Source organism: bacterium (genome assembly GCA_037200965.1).
In the GTDB taxonomy this organism is placed as follows: Bacteria; Patescibacteriota; Minisyncoccia; order Phycocordibacterales; family Phycocordibacteraceae; genus C7867-001.
On the sequence record JBBCGK010000001.1, the window covers coordinates 813357 to 837527 of the forward strand.

Sequence of the window (24171 nt, forward strand, 5' to 3'; positions counted from 1 at the left end):
AAGGAGAAAAGAAGTGGAACACCAGATTACCCTCAAAGGAAGAATCTACCTCGGACTCGGAATCGCTGCGCTAGCGGTAATTCTGATCTGGGTCCTTCAGAACTTCATCCCGACCTCGTGGAAGGATGCAGTCACCGAGACAGTCGCGCCGGGCGGAAGCCCGACGACGCTTTCCAGTGACGGTTCGGACGTGATCAACGTCTGTGTCGTCACCTGGGGTGGCTACGTGGGTGGCGAGTACTTCAACGGCGGCTTCAAGCCGTCGGAGCAGTCCCGCTACTACAAGCAATACGGCCTGAAGGTCAAGTTCCAGATCATGGACGAGTTCGTTCCCTCGCGGGATGCGTGGAAGTCCGACAAGTGTCATCTTCTCTGGGCGACCGTCGACGCCTTCACCACGGAGGCGGCGAACCTCCAGAGAGCGGGGTACGACCCCCGGTTTGTCTTCCAGGCGGACTGGTCGCGCGGCGGCGATGCTATCGTCGTCGGCCCCGGCATCAATTCGATGCGGGACCTGCGTGGCAGGACGATTGCGGTGGCCTACGGGACACCGTCACACACGTTCTTGCTGCGCATGCTCGAATCGGCAAACATGCAGAAAGGAGACGTCACCCTTATCGATACCGGAAGCGCTATCGATGCGGCCAAGGCGTTCCAGACGCGCAGCGCAGATGCGGCTGTGGTCTGGTCTCCGGATGACGTGGCCAGTGTCAGGGCGATTCCTGGCGCCAAGGTCCTCGTCAGTTCCAAGCAGGCATCGCACATCATCGCCGATGGCTTCTTCGCGAAGGAGGAATACATCGCGGCACACCGTGAACAACTCCAGCACCTCATCGAAGGCTGGATGATCGGTGCCGCCGAGATCAACTCCGATCCCGCGGCGAAGCAGAAGGCTGCAACCATCCTGGCCGACGGTCTCAATCTGTCGGTCGACGATGCTCTGGCAGCCATCAACAACGTCCGGCTCACCACGTTCGGTGACAACCTGGCGTTCTTCGGCCTCGACAGCAGCTATACCGGCATGACTGGTGAACGGCTCTTCCGCGACAGCGGCGCGCTGTACCAGAAGAACGGGTACGCAAATCTGGTGCCGAGCGTGCCGGACTGGCGTACGGTCATCGACCTGAGCCTGCTGCGTAACATCAGCCTGACGGGCCCGGAACATGCGGCCGAAAGCACGGTTCGTTTTGCCGTGCCGACGACCGCAGATGTCAAGGCCAATGCCTTCTCGTCGAAGGCGCTGTCGGTCCAGTTCTCAATCGGGTCCGCAGTGCTGACTGACGAGGCGAAGGCGAACATCGCGACCAACTTCGTGCCGACGGCACAGTCGTTCGCGAATGCGCGCATTCGTATCGAAGGCAACACCGACAGCACGGGCAGCCGTGCGATCAATGTCGATCTGTCCCGCCGGCGTGCCCAGGCAGTCGCAGACTACCTGGGCAGCTTCGGTTTCGATCCCAACCGCTTCATCGTGGCGGGGAACGGGCCGGACAAGCCAGCATGTGGTACGAGCGATGCCGGGTGCCTGGCACAGAATCGTCGTACCGACTTCGAGCTGCTGAACAACTAGACGCAGCTTGAATAGCTTGAGCCTTGGGGGAGGTGGTCGAGAGATCACCTCCCCTTTCTGTTAGAGGAGACAAAGGGTATGCAAGAGAGGCTGACGAATTTGTTCGAGTTGCGCGGTAACGCGTCGGCTCGGCAAAATACGTTGCTTGGCATCGTGGGAGTGTCCCTCTGGTTGTTCTCATGGTGGCTCTTCGCCACCCTCGGGATTCTGCCGCGGCAGATTGCTCCCGGACCGTTTGAGGTCCTCGGGGTGGTACCGGACATGCACTTCCATGACATGCTTGTGCGCAATGTCTGGTTTAGCTTCGAGATGAATCTCCTGGCGACCTTCATTGCGATCGTGATCAGTGTACCCATGGGGCTGGCGCTGGGCCTGCTGCCGTTCTTCCGCGGCATGTCCACGCCATTCTTCGTCGGGCTGCGCTTTCTGCCGCTGCCAGTGGCCACGATCCTGTTCATGGCGTGGCTGGGTATCGGCTACACCATGAAAACGGCCTTCCTCACGGTGGCCATTGCCGTCTATCTGGTGCCAACCGTGATCCAGCGGGTCGACGAAGTGCGTCAAGTCTATGTCGACACGGTGCGGACACTCGGCGCGAATGAATGGCAGCTGGTCCGCTACGTCTATCTTCCCGATGTGTTCTCGCGCGTCTGGGACGATATCGTGATCCTGGTCGGTCTCTCGTGGACCTACATCAGTTTCATCGAGCTCATCAACAAAGGCGAGGGCGGCATCGGCGCGCTGATCTATTCGGCTCAACGCACCCATAGCATGGAGAAGTACTATGCACTCCTGCTGATCATTATGTTCGTGGCGTTCATCCAGACAGCCATCTTCAAACTGATCGGCCGGGTGCTCTTCCCCTATAAGCGCATCGGAGGCTAGCCATGACTGGTGTGGAATTCGTCAACACCGACCTCCCCGATATCATCGAATTGCGGGGGGTTACCCAGCGCTATGGGCAGAGGACGGTTCTGGACGGACTCAACCTGCTCATTGAAGACAAACCCGATCAGGGCCAGTTCGTAGTCCTGCTCGGCATCTCCGGCTCCGGCAAGTCAACGATCTTCCGCTATCTCAATGGTCTGCAGACGCCGACCAGCGGGGCGGTGCTGATCAAGGGCAAGCCGGTGTCAGAGTATGGTGCGGTCAGTACGGTATTCCAGGACTATTCGTCCTTGCCGTGGCGGACCGTGCTTCAAAACGTCGAACTTCCGCTCGTCTTCAAAAGCGTGAAGAAGAGGGAACGGCGTGAGCGGGCGCTCGAGATAATCGCCCGTGTGGGACTTAAGGGTCACGAGCATAAATACGCTCGTACCCCGACGCTCTCCGGCGGCCAGCTGCAGCGGGTCGCTATCGCGAGAAGCTTGATTGCAAATCCGGAGATCATCCTGATGGATGAACCTTTCGGCGCGCTTGACGGCATCACCCGCTTCGAAATGCAGCAGCTGCTCGCTGATCTGTGGAAGACTTCGCAGTCGACCATCGTCTTCGTCACGCATGACCAGCAAGAAGCGGTCTTCCTGGGCGACGACATCTATGTGCTGGATCCGCGGATCGGCAAGATCGGTTCGCGTATCCGTGTGGATCTTCCGCTCGTGCGGGACCTTTCCACCAAACGTGACCCGCGCTTCATGCAGCTGGTCACCGAGGTAGATATGGCTCTGATGGAGACCAGTCTGCCGCGCTAAGAATTGTTATTTCTACTGCACCTTCAGAAGGCGGAGCCGCAAGCTCCGCTTTTCTTTTTATATTGTTCCCTAACTTTCCTGCACACAGCCGAGAGGACCTCGTTCCTTGGAGGCGGGTATTGGGGTTTGGGTCCCTGTCGGGCAGCCAAATCATGCGAGGTTGCTGCGCTCGAGACGCGCTGTTTTTAGCTAATTCGATTTGCCAAATAAAGTAAGAAAAGGTCTGGGAGCTTTTAGTTCTAACAAGAAATGGTAATCCAAACTCTTATACGGACAGGAATTTTGCTATATTAAATTTCTCATTCTGATTAAGCGCTGAGTCCAGGAAAGTAAAGGCTTCGTTATGCTTTATAATCGCCGCTGCAATTACCTTCTGTAATTCATTAAGAATTTCTGCTGGCAAGTGTCCAATCTTACGATATTTTTCTAGAAGCTGCTTTTCGCTTACATATGCTCGTGTAGGATTATAAAACCAGCCACGATTATCTGTATATTCTATATAATAACAACCACCAGTACTATCCTTTGTCGTGATTATACGGGACTCGCCAAACTCACTTCGAACCACATCTCCTACCAAAAGTTCTTTCTTCATATGATTATCTTGATTAGAATTCTATTCCTTTAAATTCTCTTTGCAATGGCTCTGGATAGTGCACGAGACGCGTCGTTTGGATAGTGTAAATGGAGTCAATCCGACTAAACGGGGCTTAACCATCCACGGTTCTAACACGAGACGGCCAGTCCGTAACTTCTAAGGCCCGTTCACAGTTAGATGTACTATAACCGCAACTATGCCTTTCAAATCAAAATGGGGCTCATACCTTGCCTTGGGCGTAACCGCTCTCCTGCTGTCTCGCGGAATGTTTGCCGCTTTCAACGATCCTGAGGGCCCGAATCTGCTTATTGTCGTAGGGATGGCAGCGATCATATATTCCTTATCGCTCACGGTATACGCGTTCGGCTCTCCTGCTGCTGATCTCAAGAAACTCCTGTCAGCGGTTCTTATTCAAATGCTTCTGGTTATAAGTCTCTATGTTCTGTTGGGCTAGAGTCCTGACATTGTTCCAAACAGCCGCCTAAGCCATTTCTCCCGCTTACCATGCAACTTACTTTCGAAAGGTTCGACATGGCAACCGAGGAAAACGAATACCTGGAGCTTATCGACGACAACCTACGCGTCATCCGGGGAACGTTCGTACACTTCTTTTTGAGGAACGGCGAGAAAAAGCGGCTCCGGAAGTTCCTGCGAGGCTCCGCGCTGCTCACTATCAAGGTGAATGGGGAATTGGCTGGATTCATCGCGTACACCCTTATCAACAACGGGTCAACGGCATACATCGAACGGTTCAACCTGAAAGCGCGGTTTAGAGGACAGGGTTTCGGAACCCGAACGCTTGAATTCGTGGAAACTAAAGCGAGAGAGTCCGGATGCTCAAGACTGGAGCTCGCCGTGCAAGCCAGCAATCCGGCGCTTCGGTTATATAAGAGATTCGGCTTTAAGGAAACCGGATTTTTCCGCGGGGTGTGCTGGTGGATATACAATATGAGAAAGGAGCTTTGATCAGGCGATCTCACGCTATCAGCACCGGAAAACAAAAACAGTGCAGGTCCGGGCTGGACCTGCACTGCTCTGCACTTGCGCGGAGGATGTTTACGGTTTGATCATTTCGTACAGTTCCATGACTTGCCGATGGCGTTGCGGCGTGCCGTCGTCAAGCAGCAAGCGCGGACCTCTCCATGGGTCTCCGCCACCGTTGTCGAGTTGGATAGCGTTCATCAGGCCGACTGGCTCAAAGAGCGGCAACACCAAGATCATGCTGCTGCCTCCGAACGGGCTTCCGACCGTGGCTACCGCCATAGGCTGCCACTCCCTGAGAGGAAAGGGGAACCACCCGATGGCGGTGATATCCAGAAAATGCCGGGTTTTCCAGCCGTTGACGACCGCCTTCACGTCCAGGTATTTCCCGAGCGGAAGCGCGTTTTCGACAAGCTCCCGATCCGCCGCGGAAGGGTTGGCATGCATTCGTTTGGTGGCTGCGGCAACGGCCTCGCTATGAGCAGCCATCAATTCGTAGGCCCGCGGGCCGAACGGGTCGGCCGGATATGAAGTTTTCATGGGAACAGTTCCTTCTAGGGTGCCGAACCGCAGGATACCTTATTTTATTGCGTAATCAAATTCTACCGAGCCCGCTTATGCACCCGCTAAAGACGCATGACGTACTAAAAGGCTATTTGCCGGATTCGATATCCCGAACGGCACCACTTTAACTTTCCTTTAAGTCGCCCCTGCTATAAGGGAAGGGCCTCTTAAAGACGCCGTTATCCCTAATCCTCCTGGCACATGGAATCAAAAACGACTCCGGATTTCCGCAGCATATTCGAATCCCTCCCCGAAAACTATCTCATCCTGCTGCCCGACACGCCCCATTTCACCATCGTCGCGGTAAGCGACGCGTACGCGAAAGCCACAAAGACGGTGCGCGAGCAGATTCTGGGGAAGGGCCTGTTTGAGGTTTTTCCGGATAATCCGAACGACCCGAAAGCGACCGGCGTCGCGAACCTCACGGCCTCCCTCAACCGCGTGCTCGTCAACAGGACGATCGATTTCATGGCGATACAGAAATACGACATTCCGCGCCCGGAACGGGGGCCGGGAGTCTTCGAGGAGCGCTATTGGAGTCCTGATAATTCCCCCATATGCGGCGAGGACGGCTCCGTCACGTATATCATCCATCACGTCACTGACGTCACGGAGCAGGAAATGCTCCTTCGCATGTACGGAGGGAGCCAGACCGACGGGAAAGAGGCGGGCGCGGGACATATCACGCAGGTGAAGAGGATGGAAAAGATCATGATCGAGCGCGAGGTGAAAATGTCGGAACTCAAGAAAGAGATCGAGGCGCTCAAAGGAAAGCAATGACGGGGAACGAGCCGCGGATCGACTACCGCTCCCTCTTCGATCATATGATCGAGGGATGCCAGATCATCGACCCCGGTTTCCGGTATCTCTACGTGAACGAGGCGGTCGCGCGGCAGGGCAGGCACACGAAGGAAGAGCTCGTGGGGCGCACCATGATGGAAATGTACCCGGGCATCGAACGGACGGAGATGTTCTCGCATTTGCGAACCTGCATGGAGAGGCATACGCCGCAGCGCCTGGAGAACGAGTTCGTGTTTCCCGACGGAAACAAAGGATGGTTCGCGCTTCTCATAGAGCCGATACCGGAAGGCGCGTTCATCTTTTCCCTGGACATCACTGAACGCAAGCTCATCGAGCACGACCTTGAGGACGCGAAAATAGCGGCCCGGAACATCATTGACGATCTCGCGCAGGAAAAAGAGCGGGCGCAAGGAATCGCGGAAGAACTCGAGAAGTTCAAGCTGGCGGTCGACGGGGTATCGGAACATATCGTCATCACCGACCCCGAAGGGATCATCCTGTTTGCGAACCCCGCAGCGGAACGCATCACCGGATTTACCCGAGCGGAAATCCTCGGAAAGAAATCGGGGAGCCGAGAGCTCTGGGGAGGGCTCATGGACACCGACTTCTATCGCACCCTCTGGCAGACGATAAAGGTCGAGAAGAAGACCTTCTCGGGCGAAATCAAAAACCACCGCAAAAGCGGGGAAGAATACGACGCCCACACGGTCATTTCACCTATTCTCGATGACGAAGGCGGGGTGGAGTTCTTCGTGGCCATCGAGCGGGACATCACGAAGGAGAAGGAGGTCGACAAAGCGAAGAGCGAATTCGTCTCGCTCGCCTCGCATCAGCTCCGGACCCCGCTCACGAGCATCAACTGGTACAGCGAGATGCTCCTTGGGGACGAAGTCGCCAAGACCGCCAGGCGGCAGGATGAGTATCTGGCAAAGATCCATGCGGGAAGCCAGAGGATGGTCGTGCTCGTCGATGCGCTTCTCGACGTATCCCGCATCGAACTCGGGACGCTCCAGACCGAGCTCAAGCCGGTTTCGGTGACCGGGCTTCTCGGGGACGTGATCGGCGAGCAGAAGCCCCAGATAGACGCCAAGCGCATCACGGTCGCCACCGATTTCCCCAAGCAGGTGCCCGTCCTTGAGACCGATCCGAGCCGCGTCCGCATGATATTCCAAAACCTCCTTTCGAACGGGATAAAATACACTCCCTCCGGCGGACGGATCAGTATTTCGGTGTCTTTGGAGGATAGCCGCAATGTGCGGGTCGTCTTCTCCGATACCGGATACGGCATACCAAAAAAAGACCAGGACAAGATATTCACGAAAATGTTCCGCGCGGACAATATAAAAACGAAGGGCGAGGACGGAACGGGCCTCGGACTCTATATCGTCAAATCGGTGCTTACGGCCCTTGGCGGTTCGGTCAGGTTCGAGTCCGAAGAAAACAAGGGAACGACCTTTTATGTCACGCTCCCGCTTGCGGTGCGGCAATGAGCCTGGAAGGCATGCCACCAAGAGCCTAAGAAGGCTGCAGCAAGACCGAATAAAAAGAAAAGGAGGTCATACAAGACCTCCAGTTCGCGTTAACAGCCGATTGATCGCTTCGCCCGCGCGCTCTTCGGCATCCGGATCCTCTTCTTCCATCCGTTCGTGCTCGAGCAATGCGAGAAAGCCCCTGAACCCGCCTTCCGGGTCACCGGACGTTATGGCTTCTTTAAGCAGGTCGCCGATGTCCCCAACCGATTCTTGTCGTCGTTTTTCGCTTTGTACCGCGAACTCGACAATATCGTCCGGGACCTCTGTTTCGCCGACGAGCTGATAGTTCTGCTCCAGATGCTGGATGGTTGGAATGAAACCTCCATTCACCTGGTAATACCCGTCAGTGCGAAATGCCGCCACAACCCACTTCTCGGCCCCGTTTTTCATGACGAAGACTTGAATATGAACTGCCGGAACATAGAGACACCGACGTCCGGTCGCCGTCTCAATCAAGATTTGCGCACGCATGATGACGCTCCCACAGTTGCCGCCGATCGGACTGTATCATATCTAACCCGCTTTAGGCTACCCTGATCCTATTCAAAGTATTTACCGCTCGAGAATCGTGTTACACTTTTAATATGAAAACAGCTTTGATCGCGCTTATAGCGCTCGTTATTATCGGAGGCGGCTATTATTGGTATTCTCACGCAACTACCGCCGAAACATCGTACCCTTCGGATGAAAACGGTGCGCCAGCGCAGGGCAAGCTCAATATCAATGTCGTGTGCGAAGGAGCGCTCGCATACATGACATTCCCCGACGGGGAAAGCGCACAGAAGTTCGTTGCGGAATGCAAGGCGGGAGAGCATCCGGAAGTCATCGAGCGCTACAAAGCCGAGATGCATCTCGGGGAAGGGGCGGCGATATAACCCGGTGCTATACATACGCGGCTTCTTGGGGCTGGCCGGCTAGGGTGCGATAAGCGTCCTGTCCCGGTGTTATGCTTATGACCATGAGCACCGACATGCGGATAAACGTGCTCCTGCTCACGTCGTTCGTCCTCGCCCTCCTGCTTTTGTTGTGGGGCGGTTTCAAGGAGACCGAGACGATGCAGATCGTGAGTCTCGTGACGACCCTTTCCGTCACGATGGCCGGTTTCGGCATAGTGGCGTTCCAAATCGGGAAGTCATCGAACGAGCTGCGAAGCGATTTCATCGAGACCAGCACCCTGCTTCTTCTGAGCACGCTTTCCGGCTTCTTCTATCTCGTCTATCCGGACAAGACGGTCTTTTCCTTCAATTTCGGGGAGGCCAGCATATTCATATTCTTTTGGGCGTTCATCCTGTTTCTCATCATTTTAGTGGACCGGAGATTCAACCTATTAACCTAATTAGCCCCAGGCGTGCCGCCGTATATGAAAATAAAGCCGCTGATACCTGCTCTTCTCATATCGGTTATTGCGATCGGTGCCGGGGTATACGGATACCGCTCGTCTTTGCCGCGCGTGTGGGAAACGCCCACGCCGGTGACTCCTGGAGCGACGGTATCGATTTGGGGCGAAGGGTTTAGTCCGGACGATAATACGGTCACGATAGGGCGGACCGCCATTCAAGAGTTGCCGTCTCGTCCCGCGGTATTTGGCGGCAAGGAAAGTCCGGAGTATGCGAAAGGGTCTGTTATCAGCTTTACGGTACCGTCGTTGCCGGATGGCACCTATGCTCTTTTTGTGACAACCAGCAAAGGCAAAAGCAATACCGAATGGATAGTTATCGCGGGCGTCCCGCCGCCATCCGTGCTGCCCGGGCAATCGTCTCCGGAAATCCGCGCGGATTGACGGGGTCATAGCCGATAGCGCCGCGCTCGCGCTGGTTATGCCCGTGGTTTTGACGATATAAAACACGGAAGTTGAAAAGACGAGATGAATCGGCCCCTTCCGGTTGTCTTGTCCCGGACATTCTCCTCCTTGGCGCGCGAGCATCGCGCTGGCGGTTTGAGGGGATATGTGTATCGCGTATACTATCCTGCATGGACGCTGTCAGCAGGGTAAACCGCGCATACTACGATGCGCATGCCAAGAAATGGTCGGAGTCCCATAACAATTCTTTTTGGCACGAGGAAGCGTTTCGATCGTTCATGCGCTACCTGCCAGCCGGGGCGTCGGTGCTCGATATCGGCGCGGCGTCCGGCATTCATGTGCCGCTGTTTCTCGGCATGGGCCGGATGCTCAAATATTTCGGTATCGATATCAGCAGGAATTTCCTCAAAATCGCCAAGCGGCGCTATCCGCAGATGCGGTTCGCATACGGGGACATTTTAGACGCAGAGACGCTTCCAAAAAAGAAATTCGATGCGTTTTGGGCGGCTGCGGTGCTTCAGCATATTCCGCTTGCGCAGTGGCCGGAAGCGCTCTCCAATATCGAGCGCCATATGACACGCGGCGCTATCGGCTATCTTACGGTTCCGGAAGAGCGACCGAGCCCGGCCTCGGAAAAAGATCGGCGCTATTTCGAGCTGTTCGATGATAAGAAATTCCGCGCGGTACTTGTACCGAGGAAATGGCGGATACTCAAGGCAGGGGCAAGGAAAGGAAAGACCGGAGGGGTGGTATGGCGGTGGTATATCGTGAAGCTGCCGTAGCCACACGACTGGTCGGATCCGTACTACAATCGTAACGTGATAAAAGTCTTTATCGTTCATGGATTTCAAGGAGCGCCCAATAGCGGGTGGAAGCCGTGGCTTATGGAAGAGTGCGCCAAACAAGGTATCTACGCCTGCGCGCTTTCGATGCCAAGCCCCGGCAGCCCGGTTCCTTCTGAGTGGGTCGAAGAAATCTCCCGACACGTCGATGCAAACAAAAAGGACCCGATATACCTTATCGGACACAGCCTCGGCGCCACCGCTATCCTGCGATATCTTGAAACAACAAAAGCAAAGAATATACAGGGTGCAGTCTTTGTTTCCGCGCCTGTCTTCAAAAGCACAAAGCGAAAGGTGCAAGCTTTCCTTAAAAAACCTTTCGACTACGAAGCTATCAGAGCAAGGGTGCCGAAGATGGTCGTTATCCATGGCGATAACGACAAGAGCGTGTCCGCGGACCAGGGAAAGACTTTGGCCAGGGAATTGGGAGCGAAACTGGTGCTTATCAAGAACGGCGGGCACCTGAACGGCTCCGCAGGCTGGCACAAGCTCCCGCAGTGCCGGGATGCTTTGCTGGGAATGATAAATGGCGGTTAGAGGGCTTTTATGCAAAAGAACATTCTCATCACCGGCAGGCCAGGGAGCGGGAAGTCGACGCTCCTGCGGAAACTAATCGGTCGTATTCCGGCAAAGGAAGGGTTTGTCACGAACGAAATCCTTGGCGAACACGGGCGGCTAGGTTTTGAGGTAGAAACCCGTTCCGGAAGCAAGGCGGTCTTGGCGCACATCAATTTCAACACCCCGCGCAAGGTTTCCAAGTATTTCGTCGATATCGGCAGCCTCGAGTCGATGCTTCCCGCAGTTTCCGACTTCAAGGACGGCGGTATCCTTTATCTAGACGAGATCGGGCAGATGCAGCTTTTTTCGGAACGCTTCAAAGATCTGGTCTTGCGGTACCTGGACGCCCGGAATACCTGTATCGCTACCCTTTCCTCTGTATTCGAGGATGGCTTTACAGATGCCATCAGGAAGCGGGACGACATAGTCCTGGTCGAGATTTCGGCAGCAAACAGGGAAGAGCAGGAGGTGTTTATAACTCAGCTTCTGAAGAAGATCGAAAAAGCGAGAAAGTACAGTTCCGAACCCGAGCGGTTCACCCGCACGGAATCGGGAATAGAACTGCACTCGGAGCATGGCACGAGAACGCTGGTTCATACGGAAGGAAAGTGGCACTGCGATTGCGAATTCTTCAAACGATACGGGATCTGCAGCCATGCTATAGCTGCCGGGGAATTTGCTAGGATGTAGTCATGGACGCGCTCAAAAAGTTCTTGAAATCACAACGCCTTTTAGCTCTCGCCGTGCACGGTGAAAATGGACCATGGATAGCTAACGTCTATTTTGGCAGCGACGATGTGAACCGCCTCTACTTCATAAGTTCCGACACCAACATCCACAGTCTGATGATCCTGAAGGATCCGCGTGTGGCGTTCTCGACGGCATGGTTCGATCCCACAAACCACGGGGATCGAAAAGGGGTACAAGGGAAGGGTGTCTGCCGTCCGGCGAAAAACGACGAAGAAATCGCTGTGGGCGTCCGGTTGCATAACGAGAATTTCCCTGAGTTTAAGAAGAAAGTTACGACAGACTGGATCCGCACGAACGCAGGGGGCTCCACGGTCTGGGTGGTCGAGCCGAGCTATATGAAATACTGGGATGATGCGGTGTATGGAGACGACGAAAGCGAGGAATTCGCTATCGGCTAGTACATAACGGATGGAAACCGAAATAGAAGCCAAGTTCGCGGACATACATACTGAAACGCTTCGCGCCAGGCTCAAGGAGATCGGCGCGGTTCTTGAATACCCCGAAACGCTGATGCGGCGCAGGAATTTCGACTATCCCGACGGCCGTCTTAATACGATCGGCGGGTGGATCCGCATCCGGGATGAGGGGAACAAAGTCACCTTAAGCTATAAGCAGCTTAACGACCGGACGCTCCACGGAACGAAGGAGGTGTCGGTGGACGTAAGCGATTTTGACAAGGCCGCGGATTTCCTGACTTCGATCGGGCTCGAGGCGAAATCCTATCAAGAGACGAAACGGGAGAAATGGATGTATCAAGACATGGAAATCACCATCGATACCTGGCCCTGGATTCCGCCGTTCATGGAGCTTGAAGGATCGAGCGAAGAAGCGCTTAAAGATGCCGCAGCCGCACTTGGTCTCGACTGGTCCCGCGCCATGCACGGAAGCGTTGAGACGGTATATCAGATGCACTACGATTTCCCCGAATCGGAAATCGATGCGTGGGGAAGCATCACGTTCGTCCCGGAGCCGGACTGGCTCCTTACACGGAAGAAGGCATAGCGAGCTGATCCCCGTCATGATCTATCTTGAGCGGCCGGAAGATTTCAATCCGAAATTCGAGATCGGGAGCTGTTTTCTTAAGCGGGACGGAAAGTTCCTCCTGCTGTTGCGGCAGGATCATAAGCCGGAAGGGAATACCTGGGGCGTCCCGGCAGGGAAGATAGATGCGGGAGAGACTCCTGCGCAGGCCACAGCGAGAGAAATGGCGGAAGAAACGGGATACTCGGCAGCCCCGAAAGACCTGCGGTTTTTCAGGACAGGATATTCCCGCTTTCCCGAGTACGACTTTATCTATCACATGTTCTTCTTGAATCTGGCACGTGATCACGAAGTAGTGATTGACCCAGCTTCGCACAAGGATTTCAGATGGGTAACCCCTGCGGAAGCGTTTGCGATGCCGCTTATCGGGGATCTCGAGGACTATATCAAGCTGTTTTACGAAGCTGATACACTTTAAGGATGCTCGGAGTAAAGCGAGGGACGGTAGTATTGGTTCCGCATAATCCGGAGTGGCCCCCGCTGTTCGATAAAGAGAAAAAACTACTTCTTGAAGCATTCGGAGACAGAATAAAAGCCATAGAGCATATCGGAAGCACCGCGATTCCCGGTATGCCCGCAAAGCCGATCATAGATATCAATGTGGCCGTCAAATCGCTTGATGATATCGGTGATTTCATCCAGATACTTCCCGGGCTTGGATATGAATATATTCCGGAGAGACGTTTTGCTGACCGTCAGTTCTTTCCCAAGGGTCCGCCGGAATATAGAACCCATCATTTGAATCTCGTGGAAATAACCAGCAAGACCGGATGGATGAATGCTCTTGCATTCCGGAACTATCTGCGGAAGAATTCTTTAGCTAGGGAAGAATATCGGAAACTGAAGGAATCGTTGGCAGACCAGTATGCTGATAATCGTGAGGAGTATACCGAGCGCAAGAGCGCCTTCGTACATGAAATACTGAAGAAAGCCCAGTGACCGCTATCGGCAACAAAGTCCGAGTCGATAGAGTTTGTTATACTTCAACCATTAGCGGCTAAAACGATCCTTATGGCGCGGACGAGCACCTATCTCAATTTCACGAACAAGAGCGAAGAGGCGTTTACTTTCTATAAATCAGTCTTCGGCGGCGAATTCACGGGAGGCATACACCGGATGGGCGATGTCCCGCCGCAGGAAGGCGTCCCGGCGCTTGCGGAGGCCGATAGGAATCTCGTAATGCATATCGAGCTCTCGATACTCGGCGGGCACGTTCTCATGGGAACCGATGCACCGGAATCGATGGGCTTCAAGCTCGTCGAGGGCAATAACGTGCACGTCAATCTCGAGCCGGATACGAAAGAAGAAGCCGAGCGACTTTTCACGGCCCTTTCGGAAGGAGGGAAAGTATCGATGCCGCTCCAAATGATGTTCTGGGGCGCGTACTTCGGGTCGTTCTCCGACAAGTACGGAATCAACTGGATGGTGAACTATAGCTCAAAGGATTAGCCCCATGGCCAAGCCGACAACGAATGAGTTTTTCGATCTCAATAAATTTCCGAAGGAGCCTGGCATCGTGTATTTCGCGCTCTCGATGCCGCTTCTGAATAACACTCAGAGCCCGCAGAACTGCTACGGCGCGGACGAGCACCTCATATCCAAGATTCAGGTCTCGAATGTCGGGGCGCAGGTCGTCTATACCGACAGCTTGTATCTCTACAGCGGCGAGCCCGCGATGGAACTGAAGCTCAAGCATCAGAAGCTTATCGAAGAGCACAAGCAGGGATGGCTCAACCTCATCAAGAAGAATATTTATATCGTCCCGAGCGGCTTTACTTTCATGACCTGGAGCCAGCTTCTCCTCGACTGCCCGAAGTTCTCCTCGTACCTTGTCGAATTCCGCCGCATCTTTGAAAATGATGCGCAGCTCCGCGGGTATGTCACGCTCGATATCCAAGGAACCGGAAGGGAAGTGAATGAATACAGTATCGGCTACATGCTCGAAGAAATACTGACGGATTACCTGGTCGCCAAGGGCCACATGCGTCTCCAGAACGATTACACCAAGGACAAGGAGCAGTGGATACTCAACTGCTACCACGGAAAACCCCATCGCTCCCATATCTATCTGCACCAGCGGAATTTCTTTAAGCTCGACAATGCGAAGAACGTATACCAGAACGCGTGGTATGACCTGGTGGCCAAAAAGCTCTACGAATTCGACCGGCTCGATATTGATACGTTCGACTTCGGGAAGTGAGATACTCACCTCATTGCCTCTTCATTGGCATTTGATATACTAGCCTCGTGCCTGTGGGGCGTCAGCCCTATTTCGGCTAATACATAAGCCGAAGGCAGGCATAGCAAAAATACCGACATCAAGTCGGTATTTTTGCTATTTAGTCCGCCTCCGGATCGACTTTCATCGTGCTGAAGAGTTTCATGTCGCGGTATTTGTTCGTCTCCCTTGGATGGCGCATACTACGAGGGAATGAAAACGAAACCCGACGGGCGCGAACTCAAGGGGTGGCGGCTTACGCTGCACCGCGTCATCTTCGAGTCGGATACGCCCGCCGGACGTTTCTTCGACACGGCGCTCCTGTGGATCATCGTGCTTTCGGTGCTCGTCGTAGTGCTCGACAGCGTCGAATCGTTCCACGCCCCGTTCGGTGCGTTCTTCCGTTATGCGGAATGGACGTTCACCATCCTCTTTACTATCGAGTACGTGCTTCGCCTTGTCTCGGTGCGCCGCCCCGCGCTCTATGCTACGAGCTTCTTCGGCATCATCGACCTCCTGGCGATCGTTCCGGCCTATGCCGCGGTACTTATCCCGGGCTTCCAGGCGGCCATGATTCTCCGCGTATTCCGGCTTTTGAGGGTCTTCCGGATACTGAAGCTCGCGCGGTTCGTCGTCGAGGGCGATACCCTGATGCAGGCGCTTCGCGCGAGCAAGGAGAAGATCGCCATTTTCATTCTCTTCGTCGCCTTTTCCGTTATATCGATGGGAAGCCTTATGTATCTCGTCGAAGGCCCCGAGCACGGGTTCACGAATATTCCCACGGGCATCTATTGGGCCATTGTGACGCTTTCGACCGTGGGCTTCGGCGATATAACGCCCGAGACCCCGCTTGGCCAGGCGATCGCGAGCTTCGTGATGCTTCTTGGCTACGGATTTATCGCGGTGCCGACCGGGATCGTAACGTCGGAAATGGCGCGGGCAAAACACGGGGTCAACCGGCACGCGTGCGACGACTGCGGGAACACCGCTAATGATCCCGATGCGAGGTTCTGCAAGGTCTGCGGCGGAGCCTTATAGCTATCCAAGCGCCCAGGGAGCTTATCCCCACCTGAAAGGAAAAACCGCGCTCGCTATACTAAAGGGCATAGCCATAACGACGCATCACTATGAGACTGTACTACTCCCCGGGCGCCTGCTCTCTTTCCCCGCATATCGTCGCCCGCGAAGCGGGGCTTCCGGTCGAACTTGATAAAGTCGATTTTAACGACGGACGGAAAACCGAGGACGGCTCGACGCTCGGGGAGGTGAACCCGAAGGGATATATCCCCGCACTGCGGCTCGATGACGGTCCGGTCCTTACCGAAGGAGTGGCGATCGTCCAGTACCTCGCCGATCAGGCGCCCGAAAAGAAGCTCATGCCGGAGCGGGGAACCACGGACTACTATCGCGCGCTCGAATGGCTTACGTTTATAAGCTCGGAGCTCCACAAGGGCTTCAGCCCCCTCTATAACCCCGCGATCGCGGAAGATGCGAAGAAAGCGGCAATTGAGAAAATCGGGAAGCGCGTAAGCTACGTGGAAGGAATGCTCGCGGGGAAGCAGTACCTTCTCGGAGACTCCTTCATGATTCCCGATGCCTATCTCTATACGATTCTGCGCTGGGCAAAGCGCTTCGAGATCGACCTGTCGGTATATCCGAACGTTACGGCGTTCATGGAACGGATGAGGGCGCGCCCGGGAGTTTCCGCGGCGCTTGCGGAAGAGGGCCTCGAATAACATGCAGAAAATCACCCCCTTTCTCTGGTTTAACGATACGGCGGAAGAGGCCGCGAACTTCTACGTATCCGTATTCAAGAACTCGAAGCTCGGCCGTATTGCCCGCTATCAGGGGAAGGAAGCGGAGCAAGTCTCGGGACGGCCGGAAGGTTCGGTGATGACGGTCGGGTTCGAACTTGACGGTCAGGCGTTCACGGCGCTCAACGGCGGCCCCTTTTTCAAGTTTACGGAAGCGATCTCGTTCGTCGTGAACTGCGAAGGGCAGGAGGAGGTGGACGAGTTCTGGGACAAGCTCTCGGAAGGCGGGGAGAAGGGCCGGTGCGGATGGCTTAAGGATAAGTTCGGCGTATCCTGGCAGATCGTTCCTGTGGCGCTTGCGAGGCTCATGAGCGATCCTGATCCGGAGAAGTCAAAGCACGTAACGGCGGCGATGCTCCGGATGACCAAGCTCGACGTAGCGACGCTTGAAGCGGCGTACGAAGAGGGATAACGCTCCGATTTCCCAAAACCGGTTTTTATGCGATTATCCGCCCATGGCTGAAAAGCGCCTGGAATCCGTCCATGTCGTCCCGGGATATACCTTCTTCTATTGGGGGTTTACGCTTCCCAAGAAGGACTACGGTTCGTTTACGAAGCACTTCCGCCTCAAAGCCGGAAGCCTTACCACCCGCATCAGGCTCCTGATCGCGGGCAAGACATATCCCGCCAGGATCCGGCTTACCCGCATCACGACGAAGAACTCGCCGAACCGGGAAGTGGTGCAGATCTACTATGAGCGCGATTACGACACGCTGAAAGCGCTTCGGAAGTTCTTCATCTACAGCTACGCCTCCACGATCCGCAAGAGCAAGCCCAAGCTCAAGGAACTCATGGAGCTTGAACACATGGGCGGCGATTTGTTTAAGGTAGTCGCGCTCTCGAAGCAGGAAACGGACTTCGACGCGATGTTCCGTTTTATGGAGGAGAAGAACCTGTTCGAATTCTGGAGGGACGCGAAGAAGGGCAAGCGCGAATCTTTCTTTCTCGATTTCGCGCGGCACTGGATACCGGCGAAAGATCTCAGCAAGTATCGCGAGCGCGTGAACGTGATCTACGTCCTCTACAGTGAAAAGGATAAGCACCTGTATGTCGGCAAGGCGAACCGTTTCGGCGCGCGCCTTAAGGAAGGGCAGGGGCGTATCGGCCTTAAGAGCTGGGACAAGTTCATGTATTTCGAAATCGATCCTAAGTACGCGCACGCGCTCGAGGAAATCGAGGCGTATACGATCAGGGTGCTCGCGTCGCTTTTCGACAACGACGTCAGGATGGCACCGCTCGGGCGGAAGGTGGAGCGGCTGGTGAACCGGCAGCTGAGGAGAAAATAGGGATTCCGTTGTCCACACGTTTTATCGCTTCTTTATCTGCATTTTAAGAGCGGTTCAATGGCGTATGCATATGGTTCCAAGGAACCATATTGCCGTGGCCATAACTACTTCGCTAAAGACCGGTTTCCTCCTCCTCGTCCTTGCAGGGTTGCTGGTTGCGGGCACGGCGGCGCACGCGGCTCCGCGCGTCTCTCCGTACGGACCGGGCGAAACGCTCGCGCCCGACTGCCTTCCGGGCGAGGCGAACTGCAGCGTGCACGTGTCGACGAGCGATATCGCCGAAGGGGCGAATGCTTATTACAGCGACGCGCGCGTGCTCTCGTATCTCGATTCTCTCGACGCCAGCCGGTTCTTTTCGACGACCTCGGCCGAGTACCTCCTTTCGCAGGGCGGCAGCGCCTCGTTCTCAAATGCGAGCATCACGAATGCCACGACGACGAACCTGTTTGCTTCGAACCTGACGCTTGGCACGCTCACGGGGTTTCTGAGGGCGACTGCGGGGGTGGTTGCGACGGCGCTCGTGAACCTGGCGTCGGACGTAACGGGCATATTGCCGATCGCAAACGGCGGCACGGGCAATCCGGCGGGCGGAACAACGAACGGCGTGGAATATTATGACGGCCTCAAACTTACGAACGGATCGGGCTTCGTCTTCGACGGAAGCCATGTCGGCATCGGAACGACGACGCCGGCGTTTCCGTTCGTGCTTTCTGGAGCAAATTCCTCGACGACGTACCTTGATCCGAGCATCGGGGTTCCTGTCGTCCCGCAGGCGCTCCTTTCGACTTCGTATTCCGCCCCGGGCACCACCAATTTCGCAAATCTCTTTGTCGACACGACCGAGCGATACACCACCGCACAGGCGGGCGGCACCAACTACGGCATTTACGACAGCGTTACGATTCCCGCATCCGCGACGGTCGCCCAGCCTTCCATCGCGGCTCTTGGCGTATTTGCGAACCACCGGGGATCGGCGCCGATGTCGACCCTCTACGGCGCGAATCTGATTGCACGGTCAAGCGGGAGTGCGACGATAGCGAGCATGAACGGCTTTTTAGGATCGGTGCAGATAGCCGGCGGCACGGGCGCAACGTCGACGAACGCGTCGGGCGTGACCGGAATCGTCGCGGTCACGTCTCCTTATAGCCGCATCACGAACGCCCAGGCCCTCTCCGCATCGCTTACGCTCGGCAACGCGAACGCGTCGTTTACGAACGGCTACGGGCTCAAGATCAACGACCTCATCAATACCGGAAGCATTACGAGCACCTACGGCGTCTATGTCGGGGATATAACCGCAGGCACGCAGACTAACCGGCCGTACTCCTTCTATGCGTTCGACGCGTCCGCGTACAATTATTTTGCCGGCAATACCGGCATCGGTACCTCAAGCCCGGCAACGGCGCTTGAAGTCGGCGGCGACGTCACCATCGACGCCATACTGAACTGCAACGGCCTTACCCAGGCGGTCGTCACCGACGCGAACGGGAAGCTGCAGTGCGGCGCGCTTACCCCTTCTGATAAGCGTCTCAAGACCAACATCGAACCGCTTGACGCGGCTTCCGGCCTTTCGCTTATCGAGAAACTCAGGCCGGTTTCGTACGACTGGAAAGATCCGCGGGTATACGGCAATTCGCCGCAGCTCCAGTACGGCTTCATCGCGCAGGAGGAGCGGGAGGTTGCGCCGAACCTGGTCGCCACCACGGCGCCGACCGCGCTTACGCCCGGCGAGACTTACGTATTCAATTATTTCGGCCTCATCGCGCCGATCGTAAAGGCTATTCAGGAACTTGACGCGCGCATCGTTGCGTTCGGAGAATCGTTTTCCTCGGCCGTGGCAACGTTTGGAGCGGTTACGACGCGCGACATAACGGTCGAGCAGGCGCTCTGCATCGGAAGCACCTGCGTTACGGAAGACGATCTCAAAGCGATTCTGTCGAATAACCGGATGCAGGCGCCGGCGCCTCCCCCGCCGCCCGCAGAGGAATCGGCCCCGGATACCGCTTCGCCGGAAGAAGAAAGCGCGGATACGCCAAAGGACAGCGCGGATATCCCCGTTCCATGAGCTGCGCAAACGCCATGCGGGCGGTTGCCGGGATAGCCATTGTCCTCGTTTTATCTCTCGGCGGCACACCCTTCGCGTTTGCCGCCGCCATCGATACGAGCTATCCGTATGCCTGGAGCGAGAATGTGGGATGGATAAACTTCGCGCCTCCTTCCGGGGACGTCGAGGTAACCGATACCGGGCTTACCGGCTATGCCTGGAGCGGGAATGACGGCTGGATAAGCCTGCATCCGTCGGACGAAACCTACGTGCATAACGACGGCGGGGGCAATCTCTCGGGCTACGCGTGGGGAGAAAACCTCGGCTATATCGACTTCGCCGGCGTTTCGATAGATGCGGACGGTTTCTTCCACGGATACGCGAGCTCGACCGCCGCCGGACGCATCAGTTTTAACTGCGGGAATACCGGTTCCTGCGCCGCCGCTGACTTTAAGGTGCGTACGTTCTGGAGCACGGATATGGAGGCTGTCCCGCATTCATCCGGACGCGGGGGTTCCCCGTTTTTTCCGAACGCACCCGTTCTTTCTCCGGAGCGTTCTTCCGGCGCCGCGCTTACGGCGTATGGCCCGGTGTCCGGTTCGTTAGCCAGTGCGACGCCCCGTTTTGCCGAAGGAGGGACACGGCTCGCGCCGCAAACGCTCTTCGATATCGGCGTTCTTCCGCTCGTTTCTTCCCCGTCGTTCATCATTCCGGCATTCGCGCTCGGCGGCATCGCGCTCGCGTTTTTCTTTTTTGCTTTGCGGCGTTCCCGAAAGCGGGAGTCGTAGCGCGGGATTTTTCTGCCTCGATTTAAATCGGCGGTATTTCATATCATGGAGCTACGTTAAATTCCGTGTTGGTCAAAATACGCAAAAAAGCTTGAGGTATCGAGCCCTTTTGCCTGTTTTGAACGCGAATATACAAACACTTGTTTAATTGGCGGGAAAAACGTATTTTTCAAGAACCTCTCCGGGAGCAACGGACCTGTTCCGGCTCGTATGTACGGGCTGGAATTTTCGCATTTAAAGGAATACCGCTTTCTCCGGTACGGAAAGATACCAACACGAATGGTTACTTAACTCAATCTTCTTATCCTTATGAAGCATTGCCCGTATTGCCAGCATTCCGTTCAGCGCTGGGGTCATACCGAGAGCGGCGCGAGCCGTTTCTTCTGCCCGTCCTGCCGGAGGACGATAACCCGGAGGAAGCGCAAGGACGTGCGCGAGCGGCATTTACGCCATGAGCTCGACTTGTGGCTCGGGGGCAAGGACAACCTCAGGGAGATCAGTGAGAAGCGGCACGAGACGCGGCAGACGTTTTGGAAGCACATGCGCCCGCTCCTCAGTTTTCCGTTCGAGCCCGCGATACCCCGCGATCCGGTCCATACGCTCATCCTCGACGCGACGTACATCCACGGGAACGAGCTCTGCGCTTTGGTGGCGATCGACGAGAACGACCGCATTTTCTGGCGTTTCGCGCCGCATGAGTCGTATACGGAGTGGTATGAATTCCTGAAGCTCTTTCCGCGGCCCAAAATCCTCGTCATGGACGGGCAAAAGGGACTCTTTCTCGCCGCAAGAAGCCTGTGGCCGCTGGTTCCGATACAGCGCTGCCAGTTCCACGTCATCGCCTTCTGCACACAATACACCGGCCGCCGTCCCAAGGACGACGCGTCCCGGTCCGTCCTCGACCTCCTCTATGAGCTCAAATACGCGAAGACTCCCGAGAGCCGCGACCAATGGATACGGCAGTACAAGAAATGGGAGAGCAAATACGACCTCTTCCTCTATGCCCGCGGAAACTCCGGCGGGTACCGGTATCCGAAGCTCAGGAGTATCCGCTACGTCATCCGCAAGGCGCTGCCGAACCTCTTCACCTTCATCGATCACCCCGGGACCCCGAACACCACGAACCTCGTCGAGGGATGGGTGAACGCGGCGGTTGCTGAGGCGATACGGCGGCACCGGGGAATCAAGGACTATGAGAAGAAGGTGCTCGTGTCGATCATCCTCACGCATCTCGTGCGCGGGGGCGACGGGAAGGTGAAGAAGTCTTTTTACGATTCGCTGTAACCGTTTTTTGGTATACTTTGGCGGATGCTCAAAGGACCGCCGCTCGACAAGATATGTCTCGACTTGAAGGGGGTGGATCGGTCCGGCTATCCTTTTTCGCTCCCTATTTTGGAGAATACGGAAGAAATATTCTTTCCCTCGCAAGTCACGTTCTTTGTGGGCGAGAACGGTACCGGCAAGTCCACAATTCTCGAGGCGATAGCTGTCATAGCTGGATTCGGGCCGGAAGGGGGAAGCAGGAATATTCATTTCAGCTCCTCCGAGGAACGTTTCCACGATGATGCAAGGAAACTCGCCGCGCGCATGCGGCCTTCCTGGAGGAAAAAGCCCGCAGACGGAAACGGGTACTTCTTTCGGGCGGAGAGTTTCTTCAGCTTGGCCAATCATATCGACACGATCGCCCGTGAAGGCGGACAGGGGCCGGGGGCAGCATATGCGCCGTACGGAGGAAAGTCGCTCCATGAGCAGTCGCACGGCGAGAGCTTCCTCTCGTTCTTCATTAACCGGATACGTTCAGGCGGGTTTTTCGTCTTTGACGAACCGGAAGCCGCGTTATCTCCGCAGCGCCAGCTTTCGCTCCTGACAATCATTCACGATCTCTGCGAGGATCCCGATTCGCAATTCGTCATCGCGACTCACTCACCGATCTTGCTTGCGTATCCAGGCGCCACGATTTATTCGTGCGACAGCGGATCGCTCAGGCAAGTCGGTTATAAGGAAACGAGCCACTACGAGATCACCAGGGAATTTCTGGATAATCCCGAGCGGTATTTCGCGCAATTGTTTAAGAAATAACGAATTCGACTTTTCGGATACCGCATGGCATCCTGCGCTCGGGAAACAGTCCGGGGAGGACGCCATGAAGCTTGCAAAAAGCGTTGTGGCGGCCTACCACAATGCATTCAATATCAAGTTTGCGCTGCCGTCAGCCGTTTGTAACGGCGCGATCGTGCTTGCGATCAACTGGCCGCATGGATCGAGCGAAGCCGCGTACGCGGGCCTGTGGCAGGCCTTCGCGTCGTTCTTCTCGACGGGTTTTACGGCGCGCGTCGTCCAGCACTTCTCGCCGATACAATCGCCGCTACCCGCGTACGCCTTGGGAAGCCTGATTCCCGCGGCGCTTACGTTCGGGATGAGCTTTGCCGCCCATTCCTATAACGGCACTAACGATCCGGTACTAAGCTCTTTGCCGGCAACGGCGATCAGCCTGGTCACGAGCGTCGGAACGAACTGGCTCACGCGCCGCGGATATCTGCTTCCGGGCAACTATCCGGAATCTTGAAGGTCGATCACCCCGCCGGGCCAAAATCCGGCGGGGCATCAGTATATTTTATGCAGGACAGGTTGTATACGTTAAACTGCCTAAATGGAAACCCCGGAAGCCATTCGCGAATTCGGTATCAAGCGGGAGAACGAAGAACGCCGGGACGGCGGGTGCGGCGTTGTCTTTGACCCCGCGACCCAGCGATACGCTATCGGCAAGCGGGATATGGACGGGCTGTTTCTTCTGTTTTCCGGCGGCGTTGCGGACGATGAGGATATGGAACAGGGCGTCCTGCGAGAAGTGAGGGAAGAGAGCGGCCTTCATGATTTTCTGTACGTGGAGAAGATCGCCGAAGCTTTTACGCACTATCACAACAAAGCCAAGAACGTGAACCGGGTTGCCAAGGCCACCTGCTTTCTCGTTATTCTGAGGAGTTCCGATCTCATACCGACGCAGCTTGAAGCGCATGAGCAGTTCTCGCTCGCGTGGGTTACGACCGAAGATATCCTTTCGAACTGGCGGGAGCGCAACCAAGACCAGGGTCTCGATCACTGGGTATGGTTCCTCGAAAAGTCAGTCGCACGCGCGATCGAGCTTGGGTACGACACCTCCCGTTCCGTTGCGTGAAGAAAGCCGGTAGTTGCGCGTTATTTCGTTCACCGCCGGTTCACGGCGCGTTTCATACCATACGGGCCGGTGCGGTGTCTCAGTACCGAGACGCACCGCATGCGATTAGCAGTCTAA

The 24171-nt window shown here is 55.7% G+C and carries 31 protein-coding genes and 1 pseudogene; 29 read left to right on the forward strand and 3 right to left on the reverse strand.

The window, feature by feature from the left end:
• The first annotated feature begins 13 nt into the window (after window positions 1-13).
• From WDN10_04730 to WDN10_04740, 3 genes are all read left to right on the forward strand, one after another.
• A complete protein-coding gene (locus tag WDN10_04730) occupies window positions 14-1570 on the forward strand; it encodes a phosphate ABC transporter substrate-binding/OmpA family protein (protein ID MEJ0053992.1) in 1557 nt (518 codons plus the stop codon).
• 78 nt (window positions 1571-1648) lie between these two features.
• Window positions 1649-2455, forward strand: coding sequence for an ABC transporter permease subunit (locus tag WDN10_04735; protein ID MEJ0053993.1), 807 nt, complete (start codon window positions 1649-1651; stop codon window positions 2453-2455).
• 2 nt (window positions 2456-2457) lie between these two features.
• Window positions 2458-3261 carry an ABC transporter ATP-binding protein gene (locus tag WDN10_04740; protein ID MEJ0053994.1) on the forward strand — a complete coding sequence of 268 codons (804 nt, stop codon included), beginning with the start codon at window positions 2458-2460 and terminating at the stop codon, window positions 3259-3261.
• 265 nt (window positions 3262-3526) lie between these two features.
• Here WDN10_04740 and WDN10_04745 read toward each other — a convergent pair whose 3' ends face one another.
• Complete coding sequence (locus WDN10_04745) at window positions 3527-3856, reverse strand: hypothetical protein (GenBank protein ID MEJ0053995.1); 330 nt, start codon at window positions 3854-3856, stop codon at window positions 3527-3529.
• A gap of 322 nt (window positions 3857-4178) precedes the next feature.
• Here WDN10_04745 and WDN10_04750 point away from each other — a divergent pair, with 322 nt between their 5' ends.
• Both WDN10_04750 and WDN10_04755 read left to right on the forward strand, forming a co-directional pair.
• Entirely contained in the window at window positions 4179-4313 is a 135-nt protein-coding gene (locus WDN10_04750; GenBank protein ID MEJ0053996.1) for a hypothetical protein, read from the forward strand.
• A gap of 77 nt (window positions 4314-4390) precedes the next feature.
• A complete protein-coding gene (locus WDN10_04755) occupies window positions 4391-4825 on the forward strand; it encodes a GNAT family N-acetyltransferase (protein ID MEJ0053997.1) in 435 nt (144 codons plus the stop codon).
• Window positions 4826-4915: 90 nt separating this feature from the next.
• On the opposite strand, the gene WDN10_04760 is transcribed toward WDN10_04755, so the two are convergent.
• Entirely contained in the window at window positions 4916-5380 is a 465-nt protein-coding gene (locus WDN10_04760) for a hypothetical protein (protein MEJ0053998.1), read from the reverse strand.
• Window positions 5381-5605: 225 nt separating this feature from the next.
• On the opposite strand from WDN10_04760, the pseudogene WDN10_04765 reads away from it, so the two are divergent.
• Together WDN10_04765 and WDN10_04770 are read left to right on the forward strand one after the other, a co-directional pair.
• Window positions 5606-6019 (forward strand): annotated as a pseudogene (locus WDN10_04765) (PAS domain-containing protein).
• A gap of 161 nt (window positions 6020-6180) precedes the next feature.
• Entirely contained in the window at window positions 6181-7695 is a 1515-nt protein-coding gene (locus WDN10_04770) for a PAS domain-containing sensor histidine kinase (protein MEJ0053999.1), read from the forward strand.
• 66 nt (window positions 7696-7761) lie between these two features.
• On the opposite strand, the gene WDN10_04775 is transcribed toward WDN10_04770, so the two are convergent.
• A complete protein-coding gene (locus WDN10_04775) occupies window positions 7762-8208 on the reverse strand; it encodes a hypothetical protein (protein MEJ0054000.1) in 447 nt (148 codons plus the stop codon).
• Window positions 8209-8321: 113 nt separating this feature from the next.
• On the opposite strand from WDN10_04775, the gene WDN10_04780 reads away from it, so the two are divergent.
• From WDN10_04780 to WDN10_04885, 22 genes are all read left to right on the forward strand, one after another.
• Window positions 8322-8612, forward strand: coding sequence for a hypothetical protein (locus tag WDN10_04780; protein ID MEJ0054001.1), 291 nt, complete (start codon window positions 8322-8324; stop codon window positions 8610-8612).
• 83 nt (window positions 8613-8695) lie between these two features.
• Entirely contained in the window at window positions 8696-9073 is a 378-nt protein-coding gene (locus WDN10_04785; protein MEJ0054002.1) for a hypothetical protein, read from the forward strand.
• 24 nt (window positions 9074-9097) lie between these two features.
• A complete protein-coding gene (locus tag WDN10_04790) occupies window positions 9098-9517 on the forward strand; it encodes a hypothetical protein (GenBank protein ID MEJ0054003.1) in 420 nt (139 codons plus the stop codon).
• Between the two features lie 191 nt (window positions 9518-9708).
• Complete coding sequence (locus tag WDN10_04795; protein ID MEJ0054004.1) at window positions 9709-10320, forward strand: class I SAM-dependent methyltransferase; 612 nt, start codon at window positions 9709-9711, stop codon at window positions 10318-10320.
• A gap of 36 nt (window positions 10321-10356) precedes the next feature.
• A complete protein-coding gene (locus tag WDN10_04800; GenBank protein MEJ0054005.1) occupies window positions 10357-10917 on the forward strand; it encodes an alpha/beta fold hydrolase in 561 nt (186 codons plus the stop codon).
• 9 nt (window positions 10918-10926) lie between these two features.
• Window positions 10927-11628 carry a nucleoside-triphosphatase gene (locus tag WDN10_04805; protein MEJ0054006.1) on the forward strand — a complete coding sequence of 234 codons (702 nt, stop codon included), beginning with the start codon at window positions 10927-10929 and terminating at the stop codon, window positions 11626-11628.
• Between the two features lie 2 nt (window positions 11629-11630).
• Window positions 11631-12086 carry a pyridoxamine 5'-phosphate oxidase family protein gene (locus WDN10_04810; protein MEJ0054007.1) on the forward strand — a complete coding sequence of 152 codons (456 nt, stop codon included), beginning with the start codon at window positions 11631-11633 and terminating at the stop codon, window positions 12084-12086.
• A 10-nt stretch (window positions 12087-12096) separates the two neighbouring features.
• Window positions 12097-12690 (forward strand): class IV adenylate cyclase, encoded by a 594-nt coding sequence (locus WDN10_04815; protein ID MEJ0054008.1) that lies wholly within the window; start codon window positions 12097-12099, stop codon window positions 12688-12690.
• 16 nt (window positions 12691-12706) lie between these two features.
• Complete coding sequence (locus WDN10_04820) at window positions 12707-13147, forward strand: NUDIX hydrolase (protein MEJ0054009.1); 441 nt, start codon at window positions 12707-12709, stop codon at window positions 13145-13147.
• A 2-nt stretch (window positions 13148-13149) separates the two neighbouring features.
• The gene (locus tag WDN10_04825) at window positions 13150-13668 is read left to right on the forward strand and encodes a GrpB family protein (protein MEJ0054010.1); all 519 of its coding nucleotides are present in this window, start codon (window positions 13150-13152) and stop codon (window positions 13666-13668) included.
• A gap of 72 nt (window positions 13669-13740) precedes the next feature.
• The gene (locus tag WDN10_04830) at window positions 13741-14178 is read left to right on the forward strand and encodes a VOC family protein (protein ID MEJ0054011.1); all 438 of its coding nucleotides are present in this window, start codon (window positions 13741-13743) and stop codon (window positions 14176-14178) included.
• Between the two features lie 4 nt (window positions 14179-14182).
• Window positions 14183-14929: a hypothetical protein gene (locus tag WDN10_04835; protein ID MEJ0054012.1), complete on the forward strand. Its 747-nt coding sequence runs from the start codon at window positions 14183-14185 to the stop codon at window positions 14927-14929.
• A gap of 231 nt (window positions 14930-15160) precedes the next feature.
• Complete coding sequence (locus WDN10_04840; GenBank protein MEJ0054013.1) at window positions 15161-15985, forward strand: ion transporter; 825 nt, start codon at window positions 15161-15163, stop codon at window positions 15983-15985.
• Window positions 15986-16074: 89 nt separating this feature from the next.
• Window positions 16075-16683 (forward strand): glutathione transferase GstA, encoded by a 609-nt coding sequence (gene gstA, locus WDN10_04845; GenBank protein ID MEJ0054014.1) that lies wholly within the window; start codon window positions 16075-16077, stop codon window positions 16681-16683.
• 1 nt (window position 16684) lies between these two features.
• Window positions 16685-17173 carry a VOC family protein gene (locus WDN10_04850; protein MEJ0054015.1) on the forward strand — a complete coding sequence of 163 codons (489 nt, stop codon included), beginning with the start codon at window positions 16685-16687 and terminating at the stop codon, window positions 17171-17173.
• A 43-nt stretch (window positions 17174-17216) separates the two neighbouring features.
• Window positions 17217-18047 (forward strand): GIY-YIG nuclease family protein, encoded by an 831-nt coding sequence (locus WDN10_04855; protein ID MEJ0054016.1) that lies wholly within the window; start codon window positions 17217-17219, stop codon window positions 18045-18047.
• Window positions 18048-18141: 94 nt separating this feature from the next.
• Window positions 18142-20112: a tail fiber domain-containing protein gene (locus WDN10_04860; protein MEJ0054017.1), complete on the forward strand. Its 1971-nt coding sequence runs from the start codon at window positions 18142-18144 to the stop codon at window positions 20110-20112.
• Window positions 20109-20879 carry a hypothetical protein gene (locus tag WDN10_04865; GenBank protein MEJ0054018.1) on the forward strand — a complete coding sequence of 257 codons (771 nt, stop codon included), beginning with the start codon at window positions 20109-20111 and terminating at the stop codon, window positions 20877-20879. Before WDN10_04860 ends, WDN10_04865 begins: the two co-directional genes overlap by 4 nt.
• A gap of 309 nt (window positions 20880-21188) precedes the next feature.
• Window positions 21189-22163: a transposase gene (locus WDN10_04870; GenBank protein ID MEJ0054019.1), complete on the forward strand. Its 975-nt coding sequence runs from the start codon at window positions 21189-21191 to the stop codon at window positions 22161-22163.
• Between the two features lie 24 nt (window positions 22164-22187).
• Window positions 22188-22958, forward strand: coding sequence for an AAA family ATPase (locus tag WDN10_04875; GenBank protein ID MEJ0054020.1), 771 nt, complete (start codon window positions 22188-22190; stop codon window positions 22956-22958).
• A gap of 64 nt (window positions 22959-23022) precedes the next feature.
• Window positions 23023-23445 (forward strand): hypothetical protein, encoded by a 423-nt coding sequence (locus WDN10_04880; GenBank protein ID MEJ0054021.1) that lies wholly within the window; start codon window positions 23023-23025, stop codon window positions 23443-23445.
• Window positions 23446-23529: 84 nt separating this feature from the next.
• Window positions 23530-24054: an NUDIX hydrolase gene (locus WDN10_04885; GenBank protein ID MEJ0054022.1), complete on the forward strand. Its 525-nt coding sequence runs from the start codon at window positions 23530-23532 to the stop codon at window positions 24052-24054.
• Window positions 24055-24171: the final 117 nt, after the last annotated feature.

What these genes read in the sequence shown, in the direction of transcription:
- WDN10_04825 (MEJ0054010.1), top strand. Translation starts at nt 13,150, where the DNA reads ATGCTCGGAGTAAAGCGAGGGACGGTAGTATTGGTTCCGCATAATCCG.
- WDN10_04840 (MEJ0054013.1), top strand. Translation starts at nt 15,161, where the DNA reads ATGAAAACGAAACCCGACGGGCGCGAACTCAAGGGGTGGCGGCTTACG.
- WDN10_04775 (MEJ0054000.1), bottom strand. Translation starts at nt 8,208, where the DNA reads ATGCGTGCGCAAATCTTGATTGAGACGGCGACCGGACGTCGGTGTCTC.
- WDN10_04830 (MEJ0054011.1), top strand. Translation starts at nt 13,741, where the DNA reads ATGGCGCGGACGAGCACCTATCTCAATTTCACGAACAAGAGCGAAGAG.
- WDN10_04780 (MEJ0054001.1), top strand. Translation starts at nt 8,322, where the DNA reads ATGAAAACAGCTTTGATCGCGCTTATAGCGCTCGTTATTATCGGAGGC.
- WDN10_04785 (MEJ0054002.1), top strand. Translation starts at nt 8,696, where the DNA reads ATGAGCACCGACATGCGGATAAACGTGCTCCTGCTCACGTCGTTCGTC.
- WDN10_04880 (MEJ0054021.1), top strand. Translation starts at nt 23,023, where the DNA reads ATGAAGCTTGCAAAAAGCGTTGTGGCGGCCTACCACAATGCATTCAAT.
- WDN10_04760 (MEJ0053998.1), bottom strand. Translation starts at nt 5,380, where the DNA reads ATGAAAACTTCATATCCGGCCGACCCGTTCGGCCCGCGGGCCTACGAA.
- WDN10_04815 (MEJ0054008.1), top strand. Translation starts at nt 12,097, where the DNA reads ATGGAAACCGAAATAGAAGCCAAGTTCGCGGACATACATACTGAAACG.
- WDN10_04740 (MEJ0053994.1), top strand. Translation starts at nt 2,458, where the DNA reads ATGACTGGTGTGGAATTCGTCAACACCGACCTCCCCGATATCATCGAA.
- WDN10_04885 (MEJ0054022.1), top strand. Translation starts at nt 23,530, where the DNA reads ATGGAAACCCCGGAAGCCATTCGCGAATTCGGTATCAAGCGGGAGAAC.
- WDN10_04810 (MEJ0054007.1), top strand. Translation starts at nt 11,631, where the DNA reads ATGGACGCGCTCAAAAAGTTCTTGAAATCACAACGCCTTTTAGCTCTC.
- WDN10_04805 (MEJ0054006.1), top strand. Translation starts at nt 10,927, where the DNA reads ATGCAAAAGAACATTCTCATCACCGGCAGGCCAGGGAGCGGGAAGTCG.
- WDN10_04755 (MEJ0053997.1), top strand. Translation starts at nt 4,391, where the DNA reads ATGGCAACCGAGGAAAACGAATACCTGGAGCTTATCGACGACAACCTA.
- WDN10_04820 (MEJ0054009.1), top strand. Translation starts at nt 12,707, where the DNA reads ATGATCTATCTTGAGCGGCCGGAAGATTTCAATCCGAAATTCGAGATC.
- WDN10_04735 (MEJ0053993.1), top strand. Translation starts at nt 1,649, where the DNA reads ATGCAAGAGAGGCTGACGAATTTGTTCGAGTTGCGCGGTAACGCGTCG.
- WDN10_04865 (MEJ0054018.1), top strand. Translation starts at nt 20,109, where the DNA reads ATGAGCTGCGCAAACGCCATGCGGGCGGTTGCCGGGATAGCCATTGTC.
- WDN10_04855 (MEJ0054016.1), top strand. Translation starts at nt 17,217, where the DNA reads ATGGCTGAAAAGCGCCTGGAATCCGTCCATGTCGTCCCGGGATATACC.
- WDN10_04750 (MEJ0053996.1), top strand. Translation starts at nt 4,179, where the DNA reads ATGGCAGCGATCATATATTCCTTATCGCTCACGGTATACGCGTTCGGC.
- WDN10_04870 (MEJ0054019.1), top strand. Translation starts at nt 21,189, where the DNA reads ATGAAGCATTGCCCGTATTGCCAGCATTCCGTTCAGCGCTGGGGTCAT.
- WDN10_04790 (MEJ0054003.1), top strand. Translation starts at nt 9,098, where the DNA reads ATGAAAATAAAGCCGCTGATACCTGCTCTTCTCATATCGGTTATTGCG.
- WDN10_04875 (MEJ0054020.1), top strand. Translation starts at nt 22,188, where the DNA reads ATGCTCAAAGGACCGCCGCTCGACAAGATATGTCTCGACTTGAAGGGG.
- WDN10_04770 (MEJ0053999.1), top strand. Translation starts at nt 6,181, where the DNA reads ATGACGGGGAACGAGCCGCGGATCGACTACCGCTCCCTCTTCGATCAT.
- WDN10_04745 (MEJ0053995.1), bottom strand. Translation starts at nt 3,856, where the DNA reads ATGAAGAAAGAACTTTTGGTAGGAGATGTGGTTCGAAGTGAGTTTGGC.
- gstA (MEJ0054014.1), top strand. Translation starts at nt 16,075, where the DNA reads ATGAGACTGTACTACTCCCCGGGCGCCTGCTCTCTTTCCCCGCATATC.
- WDN10_04835 (MEJ0054012.1), top strand. Translation starts at nt 14,183, where the DNA reads ATGGCCAAGCCGACAACGAATGAGTTTTTCGATCTCAATAAATTTCCG.
- WDN10_04795 (MEJ0054004.1), top strand. Translation starts at nt 9,709, where the DNA reads ATGGACGCTGTCAGCAGGGTAAACCGCGCATACTACGATGCGCATGCC.
- WDN10_04850 (MEJ0054015.1), top strand. Translation starts at nt 16,685, where the DNA reads ATGCAGAAAATCACCCCCTTTCTCTGGTTTAACGATACGGCGGAAGAG.